Genomic DNA, 25,542 nt, shown 5'->3' on the forward strand with positions numbered 1-25,542 from the left:
CGGTACACGAGGCTCGAACTCGTGACCTCAACCTTGGCAAGGTTGCGCTCTACCAGCTGAGCTAGTACCGCATCACAATTAACTCATATTTTAGAAAGTCACAACCAAGGTTGCGTCTCTCTGTGAAGCAGCTGAGCTAGTACCGCATCACAATTAACTCATACTTTTAGAAAGTCACAACCAAGGTTGCGTCTCTCTACGAGGCAGCTGAGTCACTACTGCATCATAACGTAAGCGCTTTGTTGAAGTGCTTACGGGGAGCGGATTATAAGGAGCTTTGAAATCAATGCAAGTATTTTTTTTACTACAAAAACCGTTCGCTCACAAAACAATCAAAGCACAGCCTAAAACGTAAAAAAGTGTTTCTTGTAATGCACTAATTCAGCAATAGATTCACGAATATCATCAAGGGCTAAATGAGTACCTTGTTTTTTAAAGCTTTTAACCATGTCAGGAGCCCAGCGGCGCCCTAGCTCTTTAATTGTACTCACGTCGATATTGCGGTAATGGAAAAACGCTTCTAAATCGGCCATATGTTTAACCATAAAGCGGCGATCTTGGCCAATACTGTTGCCACACATCGGTGAGCTACCAGCAGGAACCCAATCTTTTAGAAAGTCTAACGTCATCGCAACCGCATCCGTTTCGCTCAATGTACTTTCCTGTACTCGTTTAACTAAGCCTGAACCTGTATGCGTGTTAGTACACCAATCATCCATTTTATTCAGTTCAGCTTCAGATTGATGAATAGCAATCACCGGACCTTCAGCCAGAATATTCAACTCACTATCAGTGACAATAGAAGCAATTTCAATCACCTTGTGTTGCTCGGGATCTAAACCCGTCATTTCTAAATCGATCCAAACAAGGTTATTTTCATTCGTGCTCATCATTGTCTACCTGTATAAATGCAGTAATTTAATCATAATATCTGTATCATACGCCCTTTCAGTTTCGAGACAAACCAAAGGTATCAAGTGACCAAAAAAAAACGCTTAAGCAATAACCAAGCAAGACGAGTCAGAGCTAACCAAACCAAGCGCTTAAAAACCACTGAAATCGAACAGTTGGACGAGTCGCTCCTTGGTCAACCGATTCAAGGCGTGGTTGTTAGTCGTTTTGGTCAACATGCTGATATTGAAGATGAGCACGGTAACATTCAGCGTTGTAATTTACGTCGTTCTATTAAATCTTTGGTGACGGGCGACAAAGTGGTTTGGCGTCCAGGTAATGAACAACACCAAGGCTTAAATGGCATCATCGAAGCGGTGCATCCACGAGAAACCGTTCTCACAAGGCCTGATGTATACGATGGCATTAAAGCCATTGCCGCCAATATTGATCAAATAATTATTGTCTCGGCAGTTCTCCCTGAGTTCTCAACTAACATCATCGACCGTTATTTAGTCGCCTGTGAAGAAACAGGTATCGAACCTGTTATCCTGTTAAACAAGGTCGACCTACTTGACGATGACGCTTTTGCTGAACTAGATAAAACACTGCAAATTTATCGTGATTTAGGCTATGACGTATTCCTTAGCTCAGCTCATGAAAAGTCAGGATTAGACAATATTCAAGGCTTACTTAAAGACAAAACTACCATTTTTGTAGGTCAATCTGGCGTCGGAAAATCATCATTGGTCAATGCACTAATGCCTGAAGTAGCGGCCACCATTGGTGATGTATCAGAGAACTCAGGTTTAGGCCAACACACAACTACTACAGCACGCTTGTATCACTTCCCTAGCGGCGGCGATTTAATTGATAGCCCAGGAATACGTGAATTCGCCCTTTGGCATTTAGAGCCACAACAAATTTTTGATGGTTTTGTTGAGTTACGAGCCCTTAATGGCTTATGCAAATTTCGTGACTGCAAGCATAAAACCGACCCCGGCTGCGCCGTTGTCGCCGCGGCAGAAAGTGGTAAGATCCACCCCATGCGCTATCAAAGTTATTTACGCATCACCGATGCCATGGCTGAGAATAAGCCAACTCGCGTGATCCCAGAGCATAAACGTTAAAATAAATCGGTGGCAGCGGCGCAAACACGCATCGCCACACTCATTATTTGAATTAGAAGTAGGACTATCCAGTGTTAGATCAGCTAAAAATTGCCGGCCAATACCTTTTACCTAAGCATTTACTGTCGCGCTTACTCGGCAAACTTGCTAGCGCCGAAGCGGGCGGTTTAACCACCTTTTTGATTGAAGCTTTCATCAAAAAATACCAAGTAAATATGGCTGAAGCCTTAGATAGCAACCCAAGTAATTACAAAACCTTTAACGATTTCTTCACCCGTGCGTTAAAAGAAGACGCTCGCCCCATTCTGGCCAATGAAAACCAGTTATCGATGCCTGTCGATGGTAAGGTGAGTCAAGTAGGTCAAATTACTCAGGGCCGTATCTTCCAAGCGAAAGGCCATGACTTTAGTGCTCGCGAGCTGCTTGGAGGTTTTGATATTGACGTTGCGCCATTTGATGAAGGCTGCTTTGCAAATATCTATTTAGCCCCAAAAGACTACCACCGCATTCATATGCCGGTGGCAGGGAAGCTCGAAAAAATGCTGTTTGTACCCGGCGACCTATTTTCGGTTAATCCTCTAACCGCTGAGAATATACCTAATTTATTCGCGCGCAATGAACGCGTGGTCGCAATATTTTCTACCGACAAAGGGCCACTAGCCATGGTGCTAGTCGGCGCAACCATTGTTGCCAGTATTGAAACCGTGTGGGCAGGCACTGTGGCTCCCGCTAACGGTAAGCAAGTACAAGTTTGGGATTACAGTGAACAAAACATTACCTTAGAAAAAGGTGAAGAAATGGGCCGCTTTAAGCTCGGTAGCACCATTGTTGCTCTATTCCCGAAAGATACAGTAACGTTTTCAGAGCACTTGACGCCGGGCGCACCAACGCGCTTGGGTGAAGTGTTTGCAAACTATCAATAACTCAAAGCTAACCGAGCAGGAAAACACAGTGCCAAGTAAAGGATTGTTATCGGTACACATAGCAGTCATTTTACTTGCAGGCACCGGGCTATTTTCACAACTGGTGCCCCTACCTGCTCTTGATATCACTTTCTATCGCTGCCTCGTGGCTTTCGTATTTTTAGCCTTAGTATTAAGTTTCACCGGGCAACGATTTCGTTTAAGAAATAGCAAAGACTATCAAACCGCAATAATTTTGGGTGTGTTAGTCAGCTTCCACTGGGTAACCTATTTTTATGCTATGCAATGGTCAAGTGTGGCCGCAGGCATGATCGCCCTTTACACTTACCCCGTTATTACCGTCCTCATCGAGCCGTTGCTGTTACGACAAAAACCCAAGCTAAATGATGTTATTTGCGCCTTGATCGTGTTGCTGGGCATAATACTGATGCTGCCACTGCAAAATCCACTCAGTGACGCAGGTCTGGGCATTTTATTGGGTGTGTTTTCGGCGATGCTATTTGCCGCTCGCAATTTACTCTACAAGCACAAATTTTCGCAGTATAACGGCCCTCAGACCATGCTCTATCAAGTATTAGTTGGCTGCATACTGCTGTTACCTTTACTACTTGTTAATAATCAAGGAATGAATTGGAGCCTACCAACATCATCTAGTCTGCTGTTACTATTGCTGTTAGGGACCCTATTTACCGCCTTACCTCATACGCTGCTAGTTACGTCTTTACGCTACTTAACTGCATCAAGTGTGGCACTTATCTCTTGTTTGCAACCTCTATATGGCATGATCTTAGCTGCACTTATTTTAGCGCAAATGCCAACTTCGCAAACATTGTTCGGCGGCGCCCTCATTCTTTCGGGCGCCCTTTATGAAACACTAAAAAATCGTAACCGCTAACCCACTCTCACTTTAAAGCAATAATTAGCTGGTCTATTATCAGGTTGCCAAAAATGAAAAGGAATTAGGTTTGAAATCACTCTTCGTCTCATTACTACTTTGTCTGACTCTAATTTCTAACGCTTTTGCCGCTTCCCCCGATAAGGCGTTATTGCAAGATAAGCTTGACGCCTTAGCAAGTGAGCCGGAATCAAGTGAAAAGTTAAGCTTGCAAGACGCTTATCAAAAAACCATTGATTACCTTGAACAAGCGGAAACATTTTCGAGTAAAGCGCGTCAATACCAGAAAGTCATGGATGATTTTCCATATCAATCAAACTTGCTACAAAAACAGATCGATGAATTCAAGCCTGAGCAATATGCAGACCCAAGCAATTGGTCAAAAACCGCACTTGAAGAAGAATTGGCAATGCGCACCTCGCAATTATCAGGCTTAAAACGCAAACAACTAGACAAGCAACTACAAGCGGAAGAAATCGAGCATCAACTATCAGGTTTTCAACCTAAAATAGATACGCTGCGAAATGAATTAGTCAGCTTACAACACAAGCTAGATATTCAAAAATTCAGCGCGCAAGACGATCCTATCTCACAAGCTTTACTGGTACAGAGTCAGGTTCATGAGGCGGCTTTATCAAATCAAATTTTAGCTCTTGAATTAGGCCAGCTTAGTGCCAGTAACCGTAATGAGCTATATCGCTTAGAAAGTACTTTACTCAACCAAAAAATTACCGCGCTTCAAGAATACAGCATCACACTACAGCAAGGCCTTAGCAACATACGCAAACAAGCTACCGAAGATGCCATCGCAAAGGGCGAAAAAATCGCCCAAAATACACAAATTACCTCACCACTATTGCAAATGTTACTTGAGGAGAACCAAGGCTATAGCGAGCAGCTCAATGCTCTAACTCAAGACATGGAGGTTACCTTACAAACACAAACCCAAGTGGCTAAGCAGATGGAGGAAATTAACAATGCTGTCAGCAATATTCGTGAACAGGTTGAGTGGCTAAAGGTGTCTAATGCCTTTGGTGAGAATCTTAGAGCACGTCTTACACAATTGCCGAACCCTCCTCCATTAGAGGCAGCCGAACAAACAATTGTAGAAGCGCGACTAGCCAAATATGCCTATCAGCAAGCTTTGGACCCTCTACAACATTTAAACGAAGCAGCCAGCACTTTTCTCGAAGATAGCAAAGAAACCCTCAGTAGCACCGAACAAAACGATCTTCATGCCCTACTCGGCGTGCGTAAACAACTGTTAACACAACTGCTATCAGTAAGCGAAAACTACATTTATGAACAAGCTAAATTAAAAGTCGCCTATAGCCAAATGAGCTCTAAACTAGGCCAAATTCGCGATATCGCAAGTCAATACCTATTTTGGACCCCCAACACTAAAGCCATCAATATTAATTTTATTGCCGATACGCTGGCATCAATCGCTTGGCTATTCGCGACTAACAACACGCAACAAATACCATTTGCTATCCAAGAAGCGGTAAGCGAATACTGGCTGTTGTACATAGTTGGTTTTTCACTACTACTATATTGCTGGTACTTATCCAATCGCTTTTTCCGTCCTTACCTAAAGAGCAGTGCCGATCAAGTAGGTAAAGTAACAAGGGATAAGTTCAGCTATACCTTTAACAACGTCTTACTTTCAGCTTTATTAGCACTTCCAGTACCGCTACTCATTGGTAGCATGGCTTTTTTACTCGACTCTAGCTGGCAGTATCCTTTTGCGCAAAATATCGGTTATGCGCTTTATCCTTTTGCTATTGGTCTGTGGTGTTTTTTGCTGGTAAAAAATATGGCAAGAAAAAACGGCTTGTTTATTGCTCATTTTAAATGGGCACCACAACGAGTTGAACAAAACTTTAGCTACATCAGAACAATGGCATTTATTGCCCTACCCTGCTTAGGATTTTATAACTTCACCACCGGCTTTGAAGAGCTGGTGGTTTATTCCAGCTTAGGCCGTCTAGCATTCATTACTTTAAACCTCTCTCTAGCTTGGTTTTATTGGCAAATCTATCAAGAAAAGTTGCCATTAACTTATAAAAATAAAAACCGCAAAGATCCTCATTTATTGCATCACGTGCTTTGGCCTATTTTAGCTATAAGCCCAATAGTAAACGTACTAGCCACGTTAATGGGCTATTTCTACACAGCCCATGCACTGCTAAAACAAGTACAATTTTCAGTGCTTGTTGGCATGGTATTTTTACTTAGCTATTTTTTAATTCATCGTTGGATGTTCATTCAAAAACGCCGCTTAGCCTTTGATCGAGCAAAAGCCAAACGAGCAGAAATACTGGCCCAACGCGAAAAAGAAGATCAAGGCGATTCAGGCAAGAATGAAGGCATATTGGAAAACATTGAAGATACAGTGATCGATCTTGAAACCATTAGTGCACAATCTTTAGGCCTATTACGCACCGTATTAACCCTCAGCTACACCCTACTGCTTATATATCTTTGGGCACAGATTTATTCTGCTTTTTCATTTTTAGAGGGAGTAACGATTTGGAGCTCATCTTCCAGCATTAATGGCATCGACACGCTCAATCCAGTCAACCTGCAGGATGTTATTTTTGCAGTATTTTCTATTTCAATTATGTTTGTAGTGGTGAAAAATTTACCCGGCGCCTTAGAGTTATTAGTCCTACAACATTTTGATTTAGCCCCTGGTACCGGCTTTGCCATTACCACTCTTACCAAATACATTGTTATTCTCGTTGGAGTGTTGGTCGGCTGTGCCTTTCTCGGTGTTGATTGGTCGAAAACCCAGTGGCTGGTTGCTGCATTAACCGTTGGCTTAGGCTTTGGTTTACAGGAAATTTTCGCCAATTTTGTTTCTGGCTTAATCATCCTGTTTGAAAAACCCATTCGCATCGGCGATACCGTTACCATCCGCGACTTAACCGGCACCATCGCCAAGATTAAAACCCGAGCCACAACGATTATCGACTGGGATCGAAAAGAAATTATTGTGCCTAACAAGGCCTTTATCACTGAGCAATTTATTAACTGGTCACTTTCCGACCCTATTACTCGAGTGATCACTAAAGTAGGCGTCGCTTATGGGTCAAACACCCAACAAGTAACACGAGAGCTTTATGCCGCAATAAATGACTGTACTTTAGTGCTTGAAACGCCCGCACCAGAAGTTTTCTTTGTCGGTTTTGGTGACAGCACATTAAACTTTGAAACGCGTGTTTACGTTAATGAAATGGCACATCGAATGCCCATGGCCCATGAATTATATAGCGCGATAAACACTCGCTTTAAGGCCGCTGGTATCATTATTGATTACCCGCAACTCGACATTCATATTAAGGATGGCATGCCCGATTTTGACCAAAAAAATAAACCAATGTTTAGCTAAAGAAATGTGCAGCACAGCAAGCTAAGCCTACCTAATAATTGGTAGAGTTTATCCCTGAGCTACTATAATTAAGGTCTGCATATGAAACTATCGAAGAAGTTAATCAACACGCTAGTTTGTTTCAGCGTTCCATTACTTATTTTAGCGCTACCCAGTGAGCTAATGCCCTTGCCTGAGCTCACCTTGGTACAACACCGCATTATCGCGATTTTTGTGCTTGCCGCTTTGCTGTGGATCTTAGAGCCTGTGCCTGTGTTCGCCACTTCTATTTTGATTATTACCTTAGAAGTCGTCATGGTTTCAGATAAAGGGCTCAACTTTTTCAGCCATGATTCAGCCACCACCCCCCTTGGTGAGTTACTCAGCTACAACAGTATTTTTGCTAGCTTTTCATCACCTATTATCATCTTGTTCATGGGCGGCTTTGCTCTCGCTATTGCCGCCTCAAAATTTGATTTAGACACCAACTTAGCCCGTGTATTACTTAAGCCCTTTGGCCGTCAAATACATTTTGTCATGCTTGGCTTAATGCTCATCACAGCCATCTTCTCCATGTTTATGAGTAATACCGCCACGACTGTCATGATGTTAGCCATTCTAGGGCCTATTGTTGCAACCGCACCAGTTGGCGACTTAGGCGCAAAAGGGTTAGTACTTGCTATTCCCATTGCGGCGAATACCGGCGGAATTGCCACACCAATCGGCACACCTCCGAATGCCATTGCGCTGCAATATTTACCCGAAGGCGCGGTTACCTTTGCTCAATGGATGATGGTAGGCTTACCTTTTGTTCTGATCCAACTCACACTCGCGTGGTTTCTACTGCGTTACATGTACCCAGCTAAAGAAAAAGAACTTCCACTAAAACTAGAGGGCACATTTTTACAAACGCCGCGCGCTTGGGTGGTCTACCTCACATTTGGCTGCACGATTTTATTGTGGTTAACGACGCAACTACATGGCATGAATGCATACGTCGTTGCCATTATTCCCCTCGCAGTGTTTACTTTAACTGGCGTTATTAACAAGCAAGATTTAAAGCTGATTAACTGGGACGTGCTCTGGCTTGTAGCGGGCGGGATCGCCATGGGCATGGCCCTTGACACAAGTGGCTTAGCCGTTAAATTAGCCAGCAGCATCGACTTTGCCAGTATGAGCACTTGGTTAGTAATTATAAGTTTATCAGTAACTTGTTATATGATGGCGAACTTTATGTCTAACACTGCTACCGCCAACTTAATTATGCCCATTGCCGCTGCGGTAGCGACCACCCTGCCAGCAGCAGCCCAAGGTGGCGGCATAACACAGCTGTTAATGGTAGTGGCATTTTCTTCCTCGCTGGGTATGATTTTACCCGTTAGTACACCACCAAACGCCCTAGCTTATTCAACCGGATTTATTGAAACCAAAGATTTACTCAAAAGCGGCGGCATTGTAGGTATAATCGGGCTAGGATTAATGTATCTTGGTCTATATTTATTCTTTTAGCGCACGCGGTTTTCCCCTTACTTACAGCTATACCCAAGCAACTCTAGCCACATATATTTTACCGTTGTTTGGGTCACTAAGTGGTCACTTACTATGTTGTATCTATGGTTAACCAAATCCTTTACCTTAACCAAAATTGTCTGTTTATTTCTGCTATTTAACACCCAGCAAGGCTTCGCCGCACTAGTTGATCAAGACATTAAAACCTTTAGTCAAAGTCTTCATGGCTTAGCACCTCTGGTAAAGGGGCGCAAAACCGAGTTCTTACTCTAGTACCAGTCAATGGCAGTATCACCACCACAACACACCTAGCTGAATACACACGCCAGCTCGGTATCGAACAACAAGTAGCCACACAACACGGTTTTACAGATATACCCACTTGGTTAAATACTGGTCACAGCATAGCAAGTGCTTGGCTTAGCTATCACTTACATAGAGAAAAGCTGAGTGCTTTTGCCGCACCTTACATTGAAGAGAACACCCAACAAACAGAGCTAACCACGCAACAGCAAGCAAACATGGAAGAGATGATCCGAGCCGAAACACAATTATTTGCCAGCTTTCAACCGCAACACCCAGATATTGAAGTAGTCAAACGTAACCAGCTGATAATTGAGCAAACAATTAGAGAATTACAACAACTTGTTAAGTAAAGCATAATAAGCCGCATAAAAATGCCAAATACATGAACAAGGCAACACACTCATGTTAGACATCGTATTATTCTAAATCTACTATATATAAATCTTAACTCACTCAATATTCGCAGAATCATTAACTTAGTTAAAACCTTTAAATAAAAATAAATAGAAGGATTTTAGGTTTATGGCATTATCAATAAAACAAAAATTGCTGATTGCCGTTACGGCCATCATTTTGGCTATAACGGGCTTACAGATTTGGTTACTTAGTAGTCAAATGACCAATCAAACACTGACTTCACTAAAAAGCCATCAAACCAGTTTAAGTGAATCAGAAGCCAATGGCATTGCATTCTGGCTAAACACTAAAAAACGAATTTTAGAAGCAGCAGCCAACACCATAGCACAAGGCCAAAACCCCTTACCTCAATTACAAAATGCCGCCCAAGCCGGCGATTTATCTCTTGCCTATTTAGCCACTGTCCAAGGTGAGATGATAATGAGTAATCCAGAGGAGACGCTACCCGAAGGGTATGATCCTCGAACACGTGATTGGTATAAACAAGCGCAAGCTGCCAGCCAAACGATCGTGACCCAGCCTTATGAAGATGCCAGCAGCGGTGAGCTGGTTATTTCACTATCAAAAGCATTTACTAATGGCGTTATCGCAGCGGATGTTTCAATAGACGAAGTAGTGAAAAACATTGAAGGGCTTAAGCAGGTTGGTAGCTTTGCCATGCTGACCAATAAAGAAGGGGTTATCGTTGCCCACCCTGACAAAAGCCTAACCCTAAAAAATATCACTAACTTAAACCCAAAACTGTCTCAAAGTGAGCTAGCGCGAATTGCTAGCGAAACCACACTGAGCCCAGTATTAATTAACGGCCAAGAAAACTTTATCAATGTCCAAGCAATCGCTGATTCAGATTGGTACTTCATTGTTATTTCAGAAAAAGAACATGCATTACAAGCAGTAGGTAAGCTGATATTTGATTCAATGATCACCAGCATCATTCAAGTATTAGTCATCGGTGCCCTTGCCCTGTTCCTATTAAACAAGTTATTACAACCTTTAGGACAACTTGTAAGCGCCCTTGAAGATTTAGCTTCTGGTGATGCAGACTTGACTAAGCGAATAGCCTTTGCCCGTAATGATGAAATAGGCATGTTAGGTAAAAGTGTTGATGCATTTGTCGACCGCTTACACGTAATGGTCACCGACATCGTTGGCACCTCGGAACACTTAGCGACCGAAGCGAAAGCAGCAAGCACCGCGGCCCAAGTCTCTAGTAAAGAGCTGTCGGTACAACAAAGCGAGATATCACAAATAGCGGCGGCGGTTCATGAAATGTCTGCTACCGCCACTGAAGTCGCTTCGAACGCAGAACAAACCGCCAGTGCAGCGAAAAGTTCAGCAGATAGCTGTGATGAGGGAAAACACATCATCGCACGTAACCAAAGCTCAATTGAAAGCTTAGCAGCAAATGTTGAGGATGCAGCAGGTATTATTCAAGAGCTTGAAAAAAACACTCAAGATATCAACGTCATTCTATCGACGATTCAAGGCATAGCCGAACAAACCAACTTATTAGCCCTTAACGCTGCGATTGAAGCTGCACGAGCTGGTGAACAAGGCAGAGGCTTTGCTGTTGTAGCCGATGAAGTACGAGTGTTATCACAGCGCACCCACAGCTCCACTGTTGAAATTCGCAATATGATTGAAACCCTGCAGCGCAACACTCAAAACGCAGTAACCACCATGAATGAAAACGAGGGCTTAGCTAAAATGGGCGTTGAAGATGCTCATGCAGCAACTAAAGCATTAGAGCGAATTACCGAAAGCATTACACATATCAGTGATATGGCGATTCAAATTGCTAGTGCAGCCGAGGAGCAAAGCTCTGTAACAGAAGAAGTAAGTCGCAATACCCAAGCCATTAAGGATGTCTCTGATCAATTAAGCCATGAAGCAGAAACCTCTCTAGCTCGTGCTCAAGAGCTTAATCAAATTTCAACTCATTTAAATACTCAAGTAGGCAGTTTTAAGGTTTAATCTGGTTATCACTGAGTGGCGAGCATTTTAATGCCGCCACTTAGAAAAGTTTTACAAACTCCCACCTAGCTCAAATTAAACCGAGTTCACTGTTTATATACTCAACATACATCAAGCAATTAAAGTATGTTATGAGACATTACGCCATAGTATGTATTCACAGCGATGCGAACCTACTGCTCAATATGCAACTTAGCTTAAGCAGCTTAGCATCGCATTTTCATATCTTACTGTTTCGTGACGTGCAGCAAGCGAGTACTCATTTAACAAAAGATCAGCCTATTGCAATGCTGATCAGTGAACTCAGCCTACAAACACAGGCTTTTTTAGTCGCTCAAACGCAATTGCATTCCCCACCAAAATGCTTGGTATATAACCCTAATGATCCCGCATTATTGATTAACCTTATAAATCAAGGCAGAGTCGACCAGGTTCTCACTGCCGATCAAGTAAACCTGGAAACAGTTAAACGACAACTAAGCCAATTTTTGCAACAGAAAGATGAAATGCTGGCTCATTACGCTGATGTGTTAGATACCACTCAGCTAAAATCGGCTTCTATTCCACTGCAAGGGCAATTTTTAGATTACAGCCTGTATTCAGATAGTGAGTTATCTAACTTAGTCATCAACGCCCTATACAAAGTATTTAGTAACAATGATGAACACCATGTTTGTCGGAGATACAGCAAGAACCATTTGCTTACCCGAGAAGGTGAGCATAACAATGCCCTTTGGTTCATCGCTGATGGCGAAGTGCAGTTAAAAAAACATATTGCGGCAGGGCAAGAGCAAGAAGTCACCATCATGCGCGCAGGCTCTATGGTCGGCGGCATGTCCTTTATTACCGGTGAGCCCGCTTTTACTACCAGTATCACTTTAACGGGAACCGAAGTGATCAAACTAGAAAAAAGCCAATTCGCAACCCTAATGAAATCGAACAGTGAACTACTTGGGCCATTCACCCACTTATTACTCAGAAACTTTAATCGCCGCTTACAAAGTAGCATCATTACCAAGTTAAAATTACAATCCACCCTGCTGTCACTTGATGCCGCTCATGCACAGCTAGTTGAAACCGAAAAAATGGCTGTACTTGGGCAACTAGTAGCAGGTATCGCCCACGAACTGAATAATCCCGTCGCCGCAATACTGCGTGGTGCCGACACCTTAAAACTAAAAGTCCCCAACTTAGTCTCACAAGAAATTAGCGCCAACTTACGTCAGCTCGGCGCGGCTACGTTAAACAATGCAATGAAAATAACGCCCTTATCAACGGCCATTACTAGACAAAAAACTAAAGCAGCCATTCCGCTGTTTGGCTCAAATGCCTTGGCGCGCAAAGCGGTGCAAATGCAACTCGACAGCCCCGAGCAATTTGCTCAACATTTCGCCCCCCTTGGGTCTGAGTTAGCAGCAACCATCCAACAACTCGATACCTATTATTTAGTTGGTAACTTTCTCCGTAGTATTGATGTTTGCGCTAAAAGAATCGCAGACCTAGTAAAAGGGCTTAAACATTATGCTGGTCAAGATATCGAGCAAGCCGTCTTTTCCGATTTACATGAAGGGTTAGAAGAAACCTTAGTGATCTTTGAAAACAGGCTAAAATCTTATCAAGTGATTAAAGAATATGGTGAGCTACCTCAGGTTCAATGTCACCCGATCGAATTACAACAAATTTGGACTAATTTGATCGCCAATGCTATCGACGCCACTCAAGGCGAGGGGGAGATCAAACTTCACAGCTACACCATAAGCAAACAGCAAAAAGATTTTGTGTGTATCAGCATTGAAGACAATGGTATTGGCATTCCTGAAGATAAAAAGGCGCGAATATTTGAGCTTAATTACACCACCAAACGAGAAGGTAATTTTGGCCTAGGCATTGGCCTTACCGTTTGTCAGCAAATTGTAAAACGCCATCATGGCGAGATAAAGGTCATTAGCAACAATGAGGAACAATCTCACTTCACTCGGTTTGAAGTGTATTTACCCGTAATCAACCCCGATATTAAGCAGCGTTCCAGAGCAGAAAATGAGCAGGAGGCGTGATGAATAAGTACGTTTTACTATGTGTTGACGACGAGCGCGAAGTGCTCGACAGTGTATTAGCCGACCTTGATACCTTAGGTGACTTGTTCGATATTGAAGCCGCGCAAAGTGTCGAAGAAGCAAGAGAGCTATTAACTGAAATGCAACAGAACCAACAACAATTAGCATTAATACTCTGTGACCATATGATGCCCGGCACTCAAGGGGTCGACTTTCTTGTTGAGCTTAACCAAGATAAAACTCATAAGGCAGCTAAAAAATTACTGCTTACCGGCCAAGCAGGGCTTGAAGCCACAGTAGAAGCTGTCAACCATGGCGGCTTAGATTTTTACATCGCCAAACCTTGGCAAGGAGATGAGTTAGTTGCCCATGTACAAGAGTTACTTACTGATTTTATATTAGAAAATGAGCCTGACCTGATGCGCTACGCCCGCGGCCTTGACGCTGAAAAAATATTTAGTGCAATCCATGCTAGGCGCCAGAGCCTATAACTACCGTTTAGCAGCAGGGAACCAAAAAGGCCCCCTAAAAATGGCTTAAATTGTAATCAGTTAACTTCTGCCAATGCTCAACAATCAAATTGTTGAATTCGGCTGATAAAAGGTATGATAGCGCGGATATGTCCAGCGAATTAAGTATGAAGATGAGTATCCCGTTCTTTTTTGAAGCCGCAGAAAAGCGATTAGAACTACATTTAAAGACAACTACTAACACAGCTGAAAAAGTTAATTTATTGCAATACGCAGATGATTTCTGGCAACATCAGCTTAATCATTGTGGCGCAACAATTCTTACTCAGCTAAAAAATCCACACTGTCATGCTTATGTCTTATCGGAATCGAGCTTATTCGTTTTTCCACATCGGCTAATATTGGTGACATGTGGAAATTGTCCATTAGTGCAGACGGCTACCGCCCTGATTGAATATTTTGGCGTTGAAAACATCACTATCCTAGACTTTGAACGCCAACAAGAGCAGCAACCACAATATCAACTAAGCCAATTTGTACAAGACGCCCAGCAACTGTATGCCAAGCTAGGTGGAGCAGGCCATAGTCAAAATAGAAAATTTAGATATTTCACAGCGACAGCAGCACACTCAACAGCAACCAGCGAGAAACTACAGTTATCTAAACTAAAAGGGCCACATATTGCCGCTATTCAGAAAGGCCTGTTTAACAAATCAGAGCTACAACACAAATTAGGATTAAAGCAATTTGCAGCAAATTATCACCTGAATGATTGGTTATTTGAACCAATGGGCTATTCAGTGAATGGGCTTAATGGTAAGCAGTACTTTACTTTGCATTTAAGCCCAGAGGAAGAGTCTAGCTTTCTCAGCTTAGAAACAAATGATCGCCAGCTATCGCAGCGCTTATCGTCTTATTTACTGCAGCAGTTTTCACCGCTACAGTACAATACCACCTTAGCTAATTTGCAACGGCACACAGTGGCAGTAGATTAAATACCCATTCCACTTAAAGTGTTCATTAGATTACGAATTGCTTGACTAAGCTGGGGATGAGCTTGCTCAAAGTTAAGTAACTCTACTTCTAGCTGCTCTTCAACTTGTTGCTGAGGTGAATGACCCGTTTGAATGGCGAGGGATATTTCATCCGCTACTTGCCGTAAATTAGCTGCTGTGCACTCATCGGCTGGAAAAGCCTGCTTAATAGCTTGATCCAACTGCTCTAGATCTTGCGTTAGTTTTTGTTTCATCTTCTAACTCCTCAACCAGATATTGTTTCTATCATAGCTGTCAAATAGAATAAAAGTCTGCGACTATTCACAATAATAGGATTCACCTCAACTAACAAGACAGAGTGCGGTAATGCCCACACATTTATGCTCTAACTCATGCTTAAATATTAGCTAGAAACGCTATCATATACCCTTTAATTAGCTTCATTTGATCAATCGCCATAAATAAAACTATCAATATAGGTCAAAAAACATTGTTTATTTGTTTGAAAATAATCAAAAATAGTAGGTTCTTACCTGAGGGAGAACTTGGCTTTCCCTTTACTTTGTTCGATGAGTCCAGAAGAGAGCACTAAAGTGAGCCTGACATCAAAACCATCTGCAGATCGTCCCCACTTTGTAAAGTGGTTAACGCCACTGGTGATCCTCGGACTCATGCTATTACTTAGCCTGTTTTTCTCGATATATCAGCTTAACTACAATAAAACCTTACAAATACAAAACTACCAATTTCAAAATAATGCAATGGCGCAACGCTTAAGTGTCGACTTAGAGCAAGGTAATGTCGGTAATGCTGTTAACCAAACCAATAACCTAGTCCAAGATAAACGCATTACCAAGATGGTTATTTTTGATCAACAACTCAATCAAATCCATTCTTGGCCTTTTAGTCAAAAAACACCGCCGCCAAACTTAAACCAAGATACGTCATTGCTGCAAAAAGACTACTGGCTAAAACAAGATATTGTTTTTAATGGCAGGATAAAAGGCTATCTATACACGCAAATTTCTTTTGAGGATGCATTATTTCATGCTCAGAAGAGCCTCTACTTTGGTTTTGTGCTTAGTTTATTATTTACTTTCTTAAGCATGTTTTTTATTTCCTGTCATCAACGCTTCTATCGCCAATTTGTTCAACAGTTGGCTTTCCTGATGCGAGAGTTTAAACCTAATGCTGGCACCCACCCAAAAGCACACAAATACTACCCACTGGAAATGTTTCAACAGGATTTTGAAGCATTATTACAAGAAGTTAAAACCAGAGAAATGTATCAAAATGAAACCGTGGCTCAATTAGAGAAGCGTAAAGCCTTTGCTGAAACAATCATAGAAACGGTGCAACATAGCTTAGTGGTACTGGATAAGACTTTATGTATCAAACGCGCTAACCAAGCTTTCTATAATTTAATTGAAGATCAAGAAGATGATATTATCGATCTATTCTTGCCTGAGTTCATCCCGCAAATTTTGGAACAAAAAAATGATCTCGAGCTCATCTTTAGTGGTGAACACAATCAATACAGCAACCAGTTGACGCTGACCGTCAACAACAAAACAAAACATATTCGCTTTACAGCTACCCGCCTCAATCAAATAGGCCATGCCAGCCAATTACTGCTAGCATTAGAAGACATTACCAGCGAAATAACATCCGCGAGACAAACTCAGTTAGCCGCAAAAATGTTCCAAGCGAATCGCAACGCCGTATTGATTTTAGACCGCCGTAATTTTGTGCAAATGAGCAACCCAGCCATGCTCAAATTACTTCAGCTGCAGAATAAAAAAACGAACCAAGAGATCAGAGGAGAGCTACAACAAATTATCCCTGATCCGCTCCAATTAAAGATACTAAACAATATTCTCAGCCAACCGAAAAATTGGCAGAGCAAAGAAATGTTAACTATCAATAATGTGAAAATTCCATTCGAAATTAACTACACCGCGATTTTTGATAAAAGAGGGGAAAAAGAGTACAGCATTTTACAACTTATCGATCTGCGAGATAGCTATCAAATAGAGCGACTAGAGAAGCTAGCCTTACATGATGAACTAACTGGCCTACCTAATCGCGCTCACTTGATGCAAAGCTTAGAGCGCACTCAAATAAACCATCAACATAAACAGCAAAACTACGCTGTCGCCTTTTTAGATTTAGATGGCTTCAAACAAGTTAATGATACCTATGGTCATGATGCGGGTGACTTGTTACTGCAACAAACTGCCAAACGCCTGCGTGACAATATTAGGCAAACCGATCTTGCCGCACGACTAGCAGGCGATGAATTTGTACTGGTATTAAAACATTGTCATAGTATTGAAGTGTTACAAAAGCTAGCACAAAAACTTTTGACCGCACTCACCCAACCTTGTCGTAAAGGAAAGGCTGAGTTTTCTGTATCTGCAAGTATAGGTATATTCTTTGTAACCCGTGATACCTTGCATATGGACATCAACCAGCAACTGAAGCTGGCCGACGAGGCCATGTACCAAGCGAAACAAGCGGGTAAAAATCAGGTTATTATCCGCTAATCAGATACAAGCAAAGGATAACAGGCTACTTTTATTCGATATGCTCATCATCGACTTGTTGGCCCTTTATTTTTTGAATCCCCCAAATATAAAGAGGGAATGCAATAATCATGACTCCTGCAGTAGCAAGCCAATCTAACTCAGGATCTGAAATAAAGCCTTGTCCAGCATAAATAATGACTAATACCGCTAGCCAGTAAGCAATGCGTAAAACTTGTCCGAAGTGAGAGTCTGTTACTTTTCTTAATCGCATAACACCTTCCTATGCACGCTCAACAGGGAACGCTATCACTTGCTCAATATGCTCAGCACCTAAAGCAAGCATAATTAAACGATCAACCCCCATCGCCACCCCAGCACAAGGAGGCAAGCCATGCTCTAAACCCGCTAACAATAAATAATCAATTGGCATTTCAGGCTTACCTGTTATTCGGCGCAGTGCATTATCCCCCTTGAAACGCGACAATTGCTCTTTTGCGTCAGTTAACTCATGAAAACCGTTAGCAAGTTCAATCCCCTTATAATAAACCTCAAAACGCTCTGCTACCCGGTTATCAGGCTCATGCAGTCTTGCTAGCGCGGCTTGAGAAGCGGGAAATTGATAAATAAAACAAGGTTCATCTTGGCCAATCTGTGGCTCAATCACCATACAAAACAGTAATTGTAACAAGGTGTCACGACTGTTTTCATTGGCAGCAATCTCGCTAAAACCTTGTTCACTCGCCACTTGTTTTAGCTCAGCCAAGTCAGCTGCTAAGGGGTCAAACTGTAAACATTGCTCAAAAACTTGCTGATAAGTTAAACGCGTAGCAACATCACAGTGTAAAACGAGGCGTAATAGTTGCTCAACTTCATCCATCAGTTCAAGGTCGTCAAAACCAGGCCGGTACCATTCCAACATAGTGAATTCAGGGTTATGAAAACGCCCCGATTCTTCATTTCGAAATGCCTTACAAATTTGGTAAATTGGGCCAGCTCCCGCTGCTAATAATCGTTTCATATGAAACTCGGGAGATGTTTGCAAATACAAGGTTTCGCCTACGGCCGCTCCTGGACCAACATATTGACTTGTAAAAGGAAATAAATTGACGTCTGTAATGCTTGCTTGACTCATGGCTGGCGTATCGACTTCAAGTACATCTCGCTCAGCAAAAAACTGGCGGATTTGAGCCATTATCTGCGCCCGCTGTGCCAACGCCGACATCGATGTAGTTGGAAACCAGTTCATCCTTTATCCTTATATATATATGAACGCCAAATCCGATCGTCAAACTAATGTGCGTGCTCATGTTCGTGTTCATCTAGGCTGACACCAAATCGCGTAAATAACTCAGCACTTGGGCTTTGCTCATCTTCTGCGCCAGCCAAATAGCGCAAGTGCTCCCAAGTCAAAGCATAGGCTAACGCTAAACGTTGCTTACGTTTCAGCTTAAGGGTAGAAGTGGGTAACACTTGGCTGCCACTATATTGTTGCAGCTCTTCAATGGTATTAACAAAGCGCAATCCCTTTACTTGCAACCCTTGACGCACACGCCAAGACTGTTGCTCAAAATGCTGTAACACTGACCAAAAACGATAGCCTGTTTCTGCATCATTCAACTTAGCCGCTTGCTGGATATCATGTTCAAAAGAGCCTGATGCTTTACCTTCTTTAATCAAATAAGCCGCTAGCTGCTCTGCTAAAAATGCCTTACCGACACCAAAAATCAGCTCTTGTGAAACGCTCGAGCCGTCTCCCATTGAATCAAAAAATTCCTGCCATGCTGCCATTTTGGTTCCTCATTCTATTTTTTTTCCGCAATATTGCGCTGCTGTAAGGCCACGCGCAATTGTGCGGGGCCCGTCACCTGATCAACAAACTGCTTTAATTGTACTTTAGTTTTTTCAAGTTGTTTAAGCTGTTGCTTTAGCTGTTGTTCAACAGGTGTATTACTATGGCCAAATCGTCGCCAAGCCCACATTTTAGGAGTATCCGCTATCAATGTCTGCTGGTAAATCTGACTTAATTGCACACCTTGTTGTTTTAGCCATGTAGCAAGGTCGTTAGACGTAACTTGATCAAGGGTGGTTTGAGTATCGCCATGTGACTGATACAAGCGTAACAATGTGAGTACATCGCGGTTTTTTTTCGCGTCAGCTAATTGTTGCATTAACACTTGTTTGACTTGCTTGTCTGTTTCATTTGGCTCTTTATCAGGGTGTAATAAGCTAGCTAAGCGCTTATAGATTTTGGCGATTTTTTTATTTTTAAACAATCTGTCCGCCAGCTCAGTGTCATCCTGTTTATTTGCTGTGTCTTGGCTTTCACTGTCATGGGAGCCTTCAGCTTCCTCTCCTTGGTTGCAGTCATCTAAAACTGCTTGCAAGCCATCGGGTTGCGCCATTAATTCCAGTAGTAAGCCGGTATCAAATCGTGTCTCAACACCCGTTAGCTTTACGAGTAATTGCTGCAAATTAGCTAAGGTCTGACCATCTGGAATGCCACCTTTACGCTGACAATATCCCAAAAACGTTTCAGTAAGCTCTCGCCATAACTGTTGCTCTTGATCTTGAGGAATAAATACATGCTCACCCAATGTCGTGATATCTTGTATTAGCCAAGTAACTAGCGTCTGGTGCTCTTGGTCTACTAAGCTTTTGTCGGCAACAAAACCAATTAAATGGGTGAGTTGCTGACACTTTAGTTGCAACAAAGCTTGCTCAGCGGGCCCCAGTTCCTCCATAAAGCCTTGATAAATCAAATCGGCATCTTGCCCTAATTGCTGCTGGTGTTGAGCAATTTCAGATACTTGCTGAAGTAGCAATGGCACTTCGGGATCACTAAAACCGACCAATTCAGTGCTATTTTCAGGTATCGAAAGGGAGGCAGGGGCTTGAGGATCCACAACATTGGGCATAGTAAACTGGGCTTAACTTGCTGAGAAAAGGTACGTAATGGTAACGGAGAACTAGGTAAGACAAAAGCTTAGAGCAATTAAAGAAGCGCCGCCACTGATAAGTGGCGGTGTAAATTAGATAACTTAGGCAACAACACGATCACTGCGTTTTAACATGGCATAACCTAAACCTGTCACTAAGGTGCCCGCTGCTATCGCGACCAAGTATAATAAGGCTGGACTAATTGCACCTGGGATCAACAACACAAACAAACCACCATGAGGCGCCATTAATTTTGCGCCAAACAACATAGATAACGCCCCCGTTAATGCGCCACCAGCCATGCAACAAGGGATCACCCGCATTGGATCTTTAGCTGCAAACGGAATCGCCCCCTCAGAGATAAAGCACAAGCCCAAAACAAAAGAAGCTTTACCGGCTTGTAGTTCGTTATCAACAAATTTCGATCTCGCTATAAAAGTGGCTAAGCCCATGCCAAGTGCAGGGACCATGCCCGCCGCCATAATCGCAGCCATCGGTAAATAAGTTTGCGAAGCCAATAAGCCGACACCAAAGGTATAAGCCGCTTTATTAACGGGTCCACCTAAGTCAAAGCACATCATCGCCCCCAATAACACACCTAATAGAACGGCATTAGTTGAGCCCATATTATTCAAAAACTCAGTTAATCCCGACATCATGGCGGCAACAGGTCCACCGACCACATAAATCATTACTAAGCCAGTAACTAGCGTCGCTACTAAAGGAATAATTAAAATCGGTTTCAATGCTGCCATCGAATCTGGTAACGAAATTTTTTCCGCTAAAAATTTGGCACAATAACCCGCTAAAAAGCCAGCCACGATCCCGCCTAAAAAGCCGGCCCCAATACTGCTGGCCAACATGCCACCAATCAAACCTGGTGCCAAGCCTGGGCGATCAGCAATAGAAAAGGCAATAAAGCCAGCCAAAACGGGGATCATTAACGCAAACGCCGAACCACCACCGATAGTCATTAACGCTGCGGCCAATGTCCCTTCTTCTTTGAATGCCTCAATGCCAAACACAAACGAAAGAGCAATCAGTAACCCCCCCGCAACCACCAGCGGTAGCATGTGTGATACACCTGTCATTAAATGCTTATAAACACTGGACTTTTCATTATTACTGTTACTTTGAGAAGAGCTAGCGCCAGCTTGATGTTGGTATACATCAGCTGTAAAAGCTTTTTTAATTTCTTGCTCGGTTTTTTTCAACGCCAGACCAGTGCTGGTCTTATATAGTTTTTTACCTTGGAATCGAGCCAAGTCCACTTCAATGTCGGCAGCAATAATCACGAAATCAGCTTGGGTAATATCGTCTTCTGTCAGTTGATTTTTTGCCCCCACCGAGCCGCGGGTTTCAACTTTAATCTGATGACCTTGCTTTTGGCCTTCAGCAAGTAAGGCCTCTGCCGCCATAAAAGTATGAGCGACGCCTGTAGGACAAGCCGTGATCGCAACAATACGAGCCTGATTATTCATCGATGTCTTTGCTGTGTCGTTGTTTGACACCACAATTTGCGATTGTGCTAGCGGCTTGGCTTGCTCTTTAGCAAGGGCTAAGTAAGCGTTGGGATCTTCAAAACAAGCCTCAACACTGGATTGATAAACATTTTTACCAACGAAGCGAGTTAAATCGAGCTCAACGCTCGCCGCAACAATCACTAAATCAGCTGCCGCTATCTGTGCTTGAGTAAGCGGAGCAACCTCACTGACTTGGCTATGGCACTCTACACTGACTGACCAATTAAGAGTTTTGGCAGCTTGCTCTAACAGTCCTGCCGCGATAAAGCTGTTGGCGATACCATTATGGCAAGCGGTAATAATTGCAATATTCATATTTATTATCCTTCTATGACCAGATCCATCGGATCAACCAATTTAACTTGTTCTAGTAATGGCATTAATTGTGATAAATCATCAATCCCAACCCCCACTTGACTAACGGCGAGCGCGGCTAACGCAGTAGAAAAAGATAAGGTTTGCGATTTTGGCCAAGCATTTAGCTCACCCCAGCATAGCCCGGCAACTAAGGTATCGCCTGCTCCCACAGTGCTGACTAGCTCAACCTTAGGCGGTAATGCGGCTAAACAGCCTTGTTCGTCAAACCACAATAGGCCTTGCTCACCGAGAGACACCACCACATTGCGACAGCCTTGTTGCTGCAAAGCTTGACCCGCTTCAGACAAACTGGCTATATCGATTAAAGGGAGTTGAGTGAGCTCTCGTAACTCAGTCTCATTCGGTTTGACTAAAAAGGGTTGAGCTTGGATCCCTTGTGCCAGAGCTTGCTGACTACTATCGAAAAATACTTTACAGCCTAATTGGTTTAATCGAGCTACTAAGCTGCCACACTGACTTGGCGAAACCCCTTGAGGTAGACTGCCTGAAATAACAAAAATCCGATGGCTGTCAGCCAGCTTGATCAGTTTCGCGACTAATACTGCAAACGCGGCATCATCAATTTGCATACCAGGGAAGTTAACATCGCTTACCTGACCATCTTGCTCAACCAGCTTTACGTTGATTCGAGTTGCACCTGGTACTCGAATAAACGCATCTTCAATCCCACTGCGTAGAAACAAGTCAGCGAAAGGGGCATCATTTTCTTTCCCCAAAAAGCCAGTCACTGTAACTTGCGCACCTAGCTCAGCCAACACCTTAGCCACATTAACGCCTTTGCCAGCAGGGTGAAGCGTGGCTTGCTTAACTAAATTGACTTGGCCAAGTTTTAGCTCTGCAAGTGAGCCGGTTAAATCCAGAGCCGGGTTCAAAGTAACAGTTACAACAGATAAATTAGTGTTCATGCATGCTCTCCCCTAACCCTTGCTCGATGGCTTCACCTAACGCAGCCAGTGCTGCTTCAGCATCATCACCGTCAGCGGTAAAAGTTAAACGATGACCGCACTTAACCCCTAACGTCATTAGCTTCATTAAACTTTTGGCGTTTGCACTTTTACCTTCACTATCCAGATTAGTAATTTGGATGGTGGCATTAAATTTTTTCGCCACGCTTACTAGCAGCGCCCCCGGACGAGCATGTAAACCATGTGGGTTCTTAACGGTAAAGGTTTCACTGATACCTTTAGCTGGTGCTTGAGTAAGCAATTGAATAATTTCTGATTCTGAGCCATTCAGCAGTGACTCTAGGGAGCGCGAGGCGATTAAATTAATTAACAAAGATAAATTGTTAGCATGTAAATCATTGCAACTGGCAATACAAAGTAAACCTAACAAAGGCTTTTCAGCTTCGATTAAGGGCGCCTGCGGTGTAACAAATGATATCGCCGTTTCAGCCACGCCAGCCTTAGCACTGCTCAGCCATAACCCCTGTCCTAAATAAGTAGGCTCGTTAGTGATGACCTCTGCAACAAAAGCTTTATCCACATAGTGTTTGTTCTTGAGTAAACCGGCAGCGACTGCGCTAAGCTGCAATAAATCCGCAGCGTTAAATTTTAGCTTAATCAGATCTACTTCAACATGAGTTTGCAATTGTTGCTGCCCACTTAGCAGCTGAACCAGCGCACTCTCATCTTTAGCTTGTTGTAATGCAGCCTCAACACCATCAGCGCTTAACACCTTAGTGAGCTGTTTTAAGATCGCCAGATGCTGATCAGACTGAGCAGCAATACCGATGGCTAAGTAGACTGTGTTGCCATCTCCCCAGTCAACACCATCAGGAAAGTGATGAAGTAAAACGCCCGTTTGCTTAACCTGGTCGCGGGTATCTGTCGTGCCATGTGGGATCGCAATACCACTACCCAAAAATGTCGAGCTTTGTCGCTCACGCGCTAGCATGCCTTCAATGTAACCCTCAGCGACATAGCCCTGCGCTATGAGCCCTTTTGCTATGGCCGTGATCGCTTGCTGTTTATTGTCAGCTTGCTGCGCCATCACTATGTCTTTTTGGCGAATAGATAGCATTGTCCACCTACCTTGTCGTATTTGCTGATAAAGGTGAAACGATTCAGCAAATAGGGAAAAAATAATTCAGCTGGTATTATTTTACCATCAGCTGAATCGGTTCAGTTGACATACTGAAACGATTCAGCGACAATTGCAACCACTTTTTATTATAGAATCAAAAAACATGTTTATTTTTTGATTCCCGTTGGGATGTGTTCATGATGAAGTTAGAGCAAATCGCAAAATTAGCGGGTGTATCACGTACTACCGCCAGTTATGTCATTAATGGCAAAGCACAGCAGTATAGGATCAGCGAAAAAACCCAACAAAAAGTCATGGCTGTCGTTAATCAACATAACTACACACCTAACTACGCAGCGAGCTCACTACGAGCAGGGAATAGCCGTACGTTTGGGCTCATTATTCCTGACCTAGAAAATGCCAGCTATGCCAAGCTAGCCAAGTTACTTGAACGAGATGCACGAAAGCTTGGTTACCAGCTTATTATTTCGTGCTCAGATGATGATATCGAAACAGAAATACAGGTGGCAGAAAACCTACTAAGTAGACGTATTGATGTGCTCTTAGTCGCCAGTTCACTGCCTGCGGAGCATCCCTTCTACCGTCAAGCTCTCAACAAAGGAATTCCCATCGTTGCCTTAGACAGAGCCATGGATGACGAGGTATTTGCCAGTGTAATTAGTGAAGACTTAGAAGGCGCGTTATCCCTTTGTCAGACCTTACTAACACCCCATACTCGCTCAATCGGCTTAATTGGTGCCGTGCCTGAATTAGTCGTATCAAAAGAGCGACAACAGGGTTTTGATAGTGCCATTAAGCAATGCCCACAAAAGATTAAGGTGCAATATTCCTATGGCGATCATTTTAGCATTGAGCAGGGCAAATTATTAATGCAAACATGGATCGATCAACAGCAAATCCCCGATGCAATATTAGTCACCTCTTATACCCTGTTTGAAGGCGTGCTGGATTGCGTGTCTGCCTATCCAGAAATATTGGCAAACACTCGCTTTGCGACCTTCGGCGATCATAGATTATTAGATTTTCTGCCAATGAAAATTCAGTCCTTACCATTACAGTTAGAAATAATTGCCGAAAAAGCGCTTTATTTAGCGATGCAAGCCAGTAAAAACTATTATCAAGTAGGTATTGAAATTGTCCCTCGGCGGTTGATTACGCGGGGGGAAATCCCAAACAAGCTAAACTAAACGCTG

The 25,542-nt window shown here is 43.0% G+C and carries 22 protein-coding genes and 1 tRNA gene; 13 read left to right on the forward strand and 10 right to left on the reverse strand.

All coding sequences use genetic code 11. The features are described from left to right. Both Q4519_RS01080 and orn read right to left on the reverse strand, forming a co-directional pair. Positions 1-69, reverse strand: a tRNA-Gly gene (locus tag Q4519_RS01080). A gap of 275 nt (positions 70-344) precedes the next feature. Further along, positions 345-890: an oligoribonuclease gene (gene orn / locus Q4519_RS01085; protein ID WP_232801539.1), complete on the reverse strand. Its 546-nt coding sequence runs from the start codon at positions 888-890 to the stop codon at positions 345-347. A gap of 87 nt (positions 891-977) precedes the next feature. On the opposite strand from orn, the gene rsgA reads away from it, so the two are divergent. The 11 genes from rsgA (at position 978) to Q4519_RS01140 (ending at position 14,937) form a co-directional block, all read left to right on the forward strand. Continuing rightward, complete coding sequence (gene rsgA / locus Q4519_RS01090) at positions 978-2,021, forward strand: small ribosomal subunit biogenesis GTPase RsgA (RefSeq protein WP_232801371.1); 1,044 nt, start codon at positions 978-980, stop codon at positions 2,019-2,021. 71 nt (positions 2,022-2,092) lie between these two features. Continuing rightward, complete coding sequence (asd, locus tag Q4519_RS01095; RefSeq protein ID WP_303508606.1) at positions 2,093-2,944, forward strand: archaetidylserine decarboxylase; 852 nt, start codon at positions 2,093-2,095, stop codon at positions 2,942-2,944. Next, the gene (locus Q4519_RS01100; RefSeq protein WP_303508607.1) at positions 2,928-3,839 is read left to right on the forward strand and encodes a DMT family transporter; all 912 of its coding nucleotides are present in this window, start codon (positions 2,928-2,930) and stop codon (positions 3,837-3,839) included. Before asd ends, Q4519_RS01100 begins: the two co-directional genes overlap by 17 nt. A gap of 70 nt (positions 3,840-3,909) precedes the next feature. Then, a complete protein-coding gene (mscM, locus tag Q4519_RS01105; RefSeq protein ID WP_303508610.1) occupies positions 3,910-7,233 on the forward strand; it encodes a miniconductance mechanosensitive channel MscM in 3,324 nt (1,107 codons plus the stop codon). Between the two features lie 81 nt (positions 7,234-7,314). Beyond that, positions 7,315-8,721, forward strand: coding sequence for a DASS family sodium-coupled anion symporter (locus Q4519_RS01110; RefSeq protein ID WP_232801375.1), 1,407 nt, complete (start codon positions 7,315-7,317; stop codon positions 8,719-8,721). 93 nt (positions 8,722-8,814) lie between these two features. Then, entirely contained in the window at positions 8,815-8,994 is a 180-nt protein-coding gene (locus tag Q4519_RS01115) for a hypothetical protein (RefSeq protein ID WP_303508615.1), read from the forward strand. A gap of 248 nt (positions 8,995-9,242) precedes the next feature. Continuing rightward, a complete protein-coding gene (locus Q4519_RS01120) occupies positions 9,243-9,377 on the forward strand; it encodes a hypothetical protein (RefSeq protein WP_303508617.1) in 135 nt (44 codons plus the stop codon). Positions 9,378-9,549: 172 nt separating this feature from the next. Then, entirely contained in the window at positions 9,550-11,418 is a 1,869-nt protein-coding gene (locus tag Q4519_RS01125; RefSeq protein ID WP_303508619.1) for a methyl-accepting chemotaxis protein, read from the forward strand. Positions 11,419-11,549: 131 nt separating this feature from the next. After that, a complete protein-coding gene (locus tag Q4519_RS01130) occupies positions 11,550-13,472 on the forward strand; it encodes an ATP-binding protein (RefSeq protein WP_303508621.1) in 1,923 nt (640 codons plus the stop codon). Beyond that, the gene (locus Q4519_RS01135; RefSeq protein ID WP_303508624.1) at positions 13,472-13,963 is read left to right on the forward strand and encodes a response regulator; all 492 of its coding nucleotides are present in this window, start codon (positions 13,472-13,474) and stop codon (positions 13,961-13,963) included. The genes Q4519_RS01130 and Q4519_RS01135 overlap by 1 nt, the downstream gene beginning before the upstream one ends. A gap of 128 nt (positions 13,964-14,091) precedes the next feature. Next, positions 14,092-14,937 (forward strand): hypothetical protein, encoded by an 846-nt coding sequence (locus Q4519_RS01140; protein WP_303508627.1) that lies wholly within the window; start codon positions 14,092-14,094, stop codon positions 14,935-14,937. Here the strand turns inward: Q4519_RS01140 and Q4519_RS01145 are convergent. Then, positions 14,934-15,191: a DUF4404 family protein gene (locus tag Q4519_RS01145; RefSeq protein WP_232801380.1), complete on the reverse strand. Its 258-nt coding sequence runs from the start codon at positions 15,189-15,191 to the stop codon at positions 14,934-14,936. The two genes, Q4519_RS01140 and Q4519_RS01145, sit on opposite strands and share 4 nt — an antisense overlap. A gap of 339 nt (positions 15,192-15,530) precedes the next feature. Between Q4519_RS01145 and Q4519_RS01150 the strand changes: the two genes are divergently transcribed. Next, positions 15,531-17,483, forward strand: coding sequence for a GGDEF domain-containing protein (locus Q4519_RS01150; RefSeq protein ID WP_303508631.1), 1,953 nt, complete (start codon positions 15,531-15,533; stop codon positions 17,481-17,483). A 31-nt stretch (positions 17,484-17,514) separates the two neighbouring features. Here Q4519_RS01150 and Q4519_RS01155 read toward each other — a convergent pair whose 3' ends face one another. From Q4519_RS01155 to fruB, 7 genes are all read right to left on the reverse strand, one after another. Next, the gene (locus tag Q4519_RS01155) at positions 17,515-17,736 is read right to left on the reverse strand and encodes a hypothetical protein (protein WP_232801382.1); all 222 of its coding nucleotides are present in this window, start codon (positions 17,734-17,736) and stop codon (positions 17,515-17,517) included. A gap of 9 nt (positions 17,737-17,745) precedes the next feature. Further along, positions 17,746-18,711, reverse strand: a complete 966-nt coding sequence (gene epmA / locus Q4519_RS01160; protein ID WP_303508635.1) for an elongation factor P--(R)-beta-lysine ligase — start codon at positions 18,709-18,711, stop codon at positions 17,746-17,748. 44 nt (positions 18,712-18,755) lie between these two features. Next, positions 18,756-19,253, reverse strand: a complete 498-nt coding sequence (locus tag Q4519_RS01165; protein WP_303508638.1) for a hypothetical protein — start codon at positions 19,251-19,253, stop codon at positions 18,756-18,758. A 14-nt stretch (positions 19,254-19,267) separates the two neighbouring features. Further along, complete coding sequence (locus tag Q4519_RS01170; RefSeq protein ID WP_303508641.1) at positions 19,268-20,380, reverse strand: J domain-containing protein; 1,113 nt, start codon at positions 20,378-20,380, stop codon at positions 19,268-19,270. Positions 20,381-20,503: 123 nt separating this feature from the next. After that, positions 20,504-22,240, reverse strand: coding sequence for a PTS fructose transporter subunit IIBC (gene fruA, locus Q4519_RS01175; RefSeq protein WP_303508643.1), 1,737 nt, complete (start codon positions 22,238-22,240; stop codon positions 20,504-20,506). Positions 22,241-22,245: 5 nt separating this feature from the next. Beyond that, positions 22,246-23,208 (reverse strand): 1-phosphofructokinase, encoded by a 963-nt coding sequence (pfkB, locus tag Q4519_RS01180; protein ID WP_303508646.1) that lies wholly within the window; start codon positions 23,206-23,208, stop codon positions 22,246-22,248. After that, the gene (fruB, locus tag Q4519_RS01185) at positions 23,198-24,325 is read right to left on the reverse strand and encodes a fused PTS fructose transporter subunit IIA/HPr protein (protein WP_251073230.1); all 1,128 of its coding nucleotides are present in this window, start codon (positions 24,323-24,325) and stop codon (positions 23,198-23,200) included. Before fruB ends, pfkB begins: the two co-directional genes overlap by 11 nt. Before the next feature lie 200 nt (positions 24,326-24,525). Here fruB and cra point away from each other — a divergent pair, with 200 nt between their 5' ends. After that, complete coding sequence (cra, locus tag Q4519_RS01190; protein ID WP_303508650.1) at positions 24,526-25,536, forward strand: catabolite repressor/activator; 1,011 nt, start codon at positions 24,526-24,528, stop codon at positions 25,534-25,536. The last annotated feature ends 6 nt before the right edge of the window (positions 25,537-25,542 follow it).

It is taken from the genome of Motilimonas sp. 1_MG-2023 (assembly GCF_030547455.1).
Classification (GTDB): domain Bacteria; phylum Pseudomonadota; class Gammaproteobacteria; order Enterobacterales; family CBDFNC01; genus Motilimonas.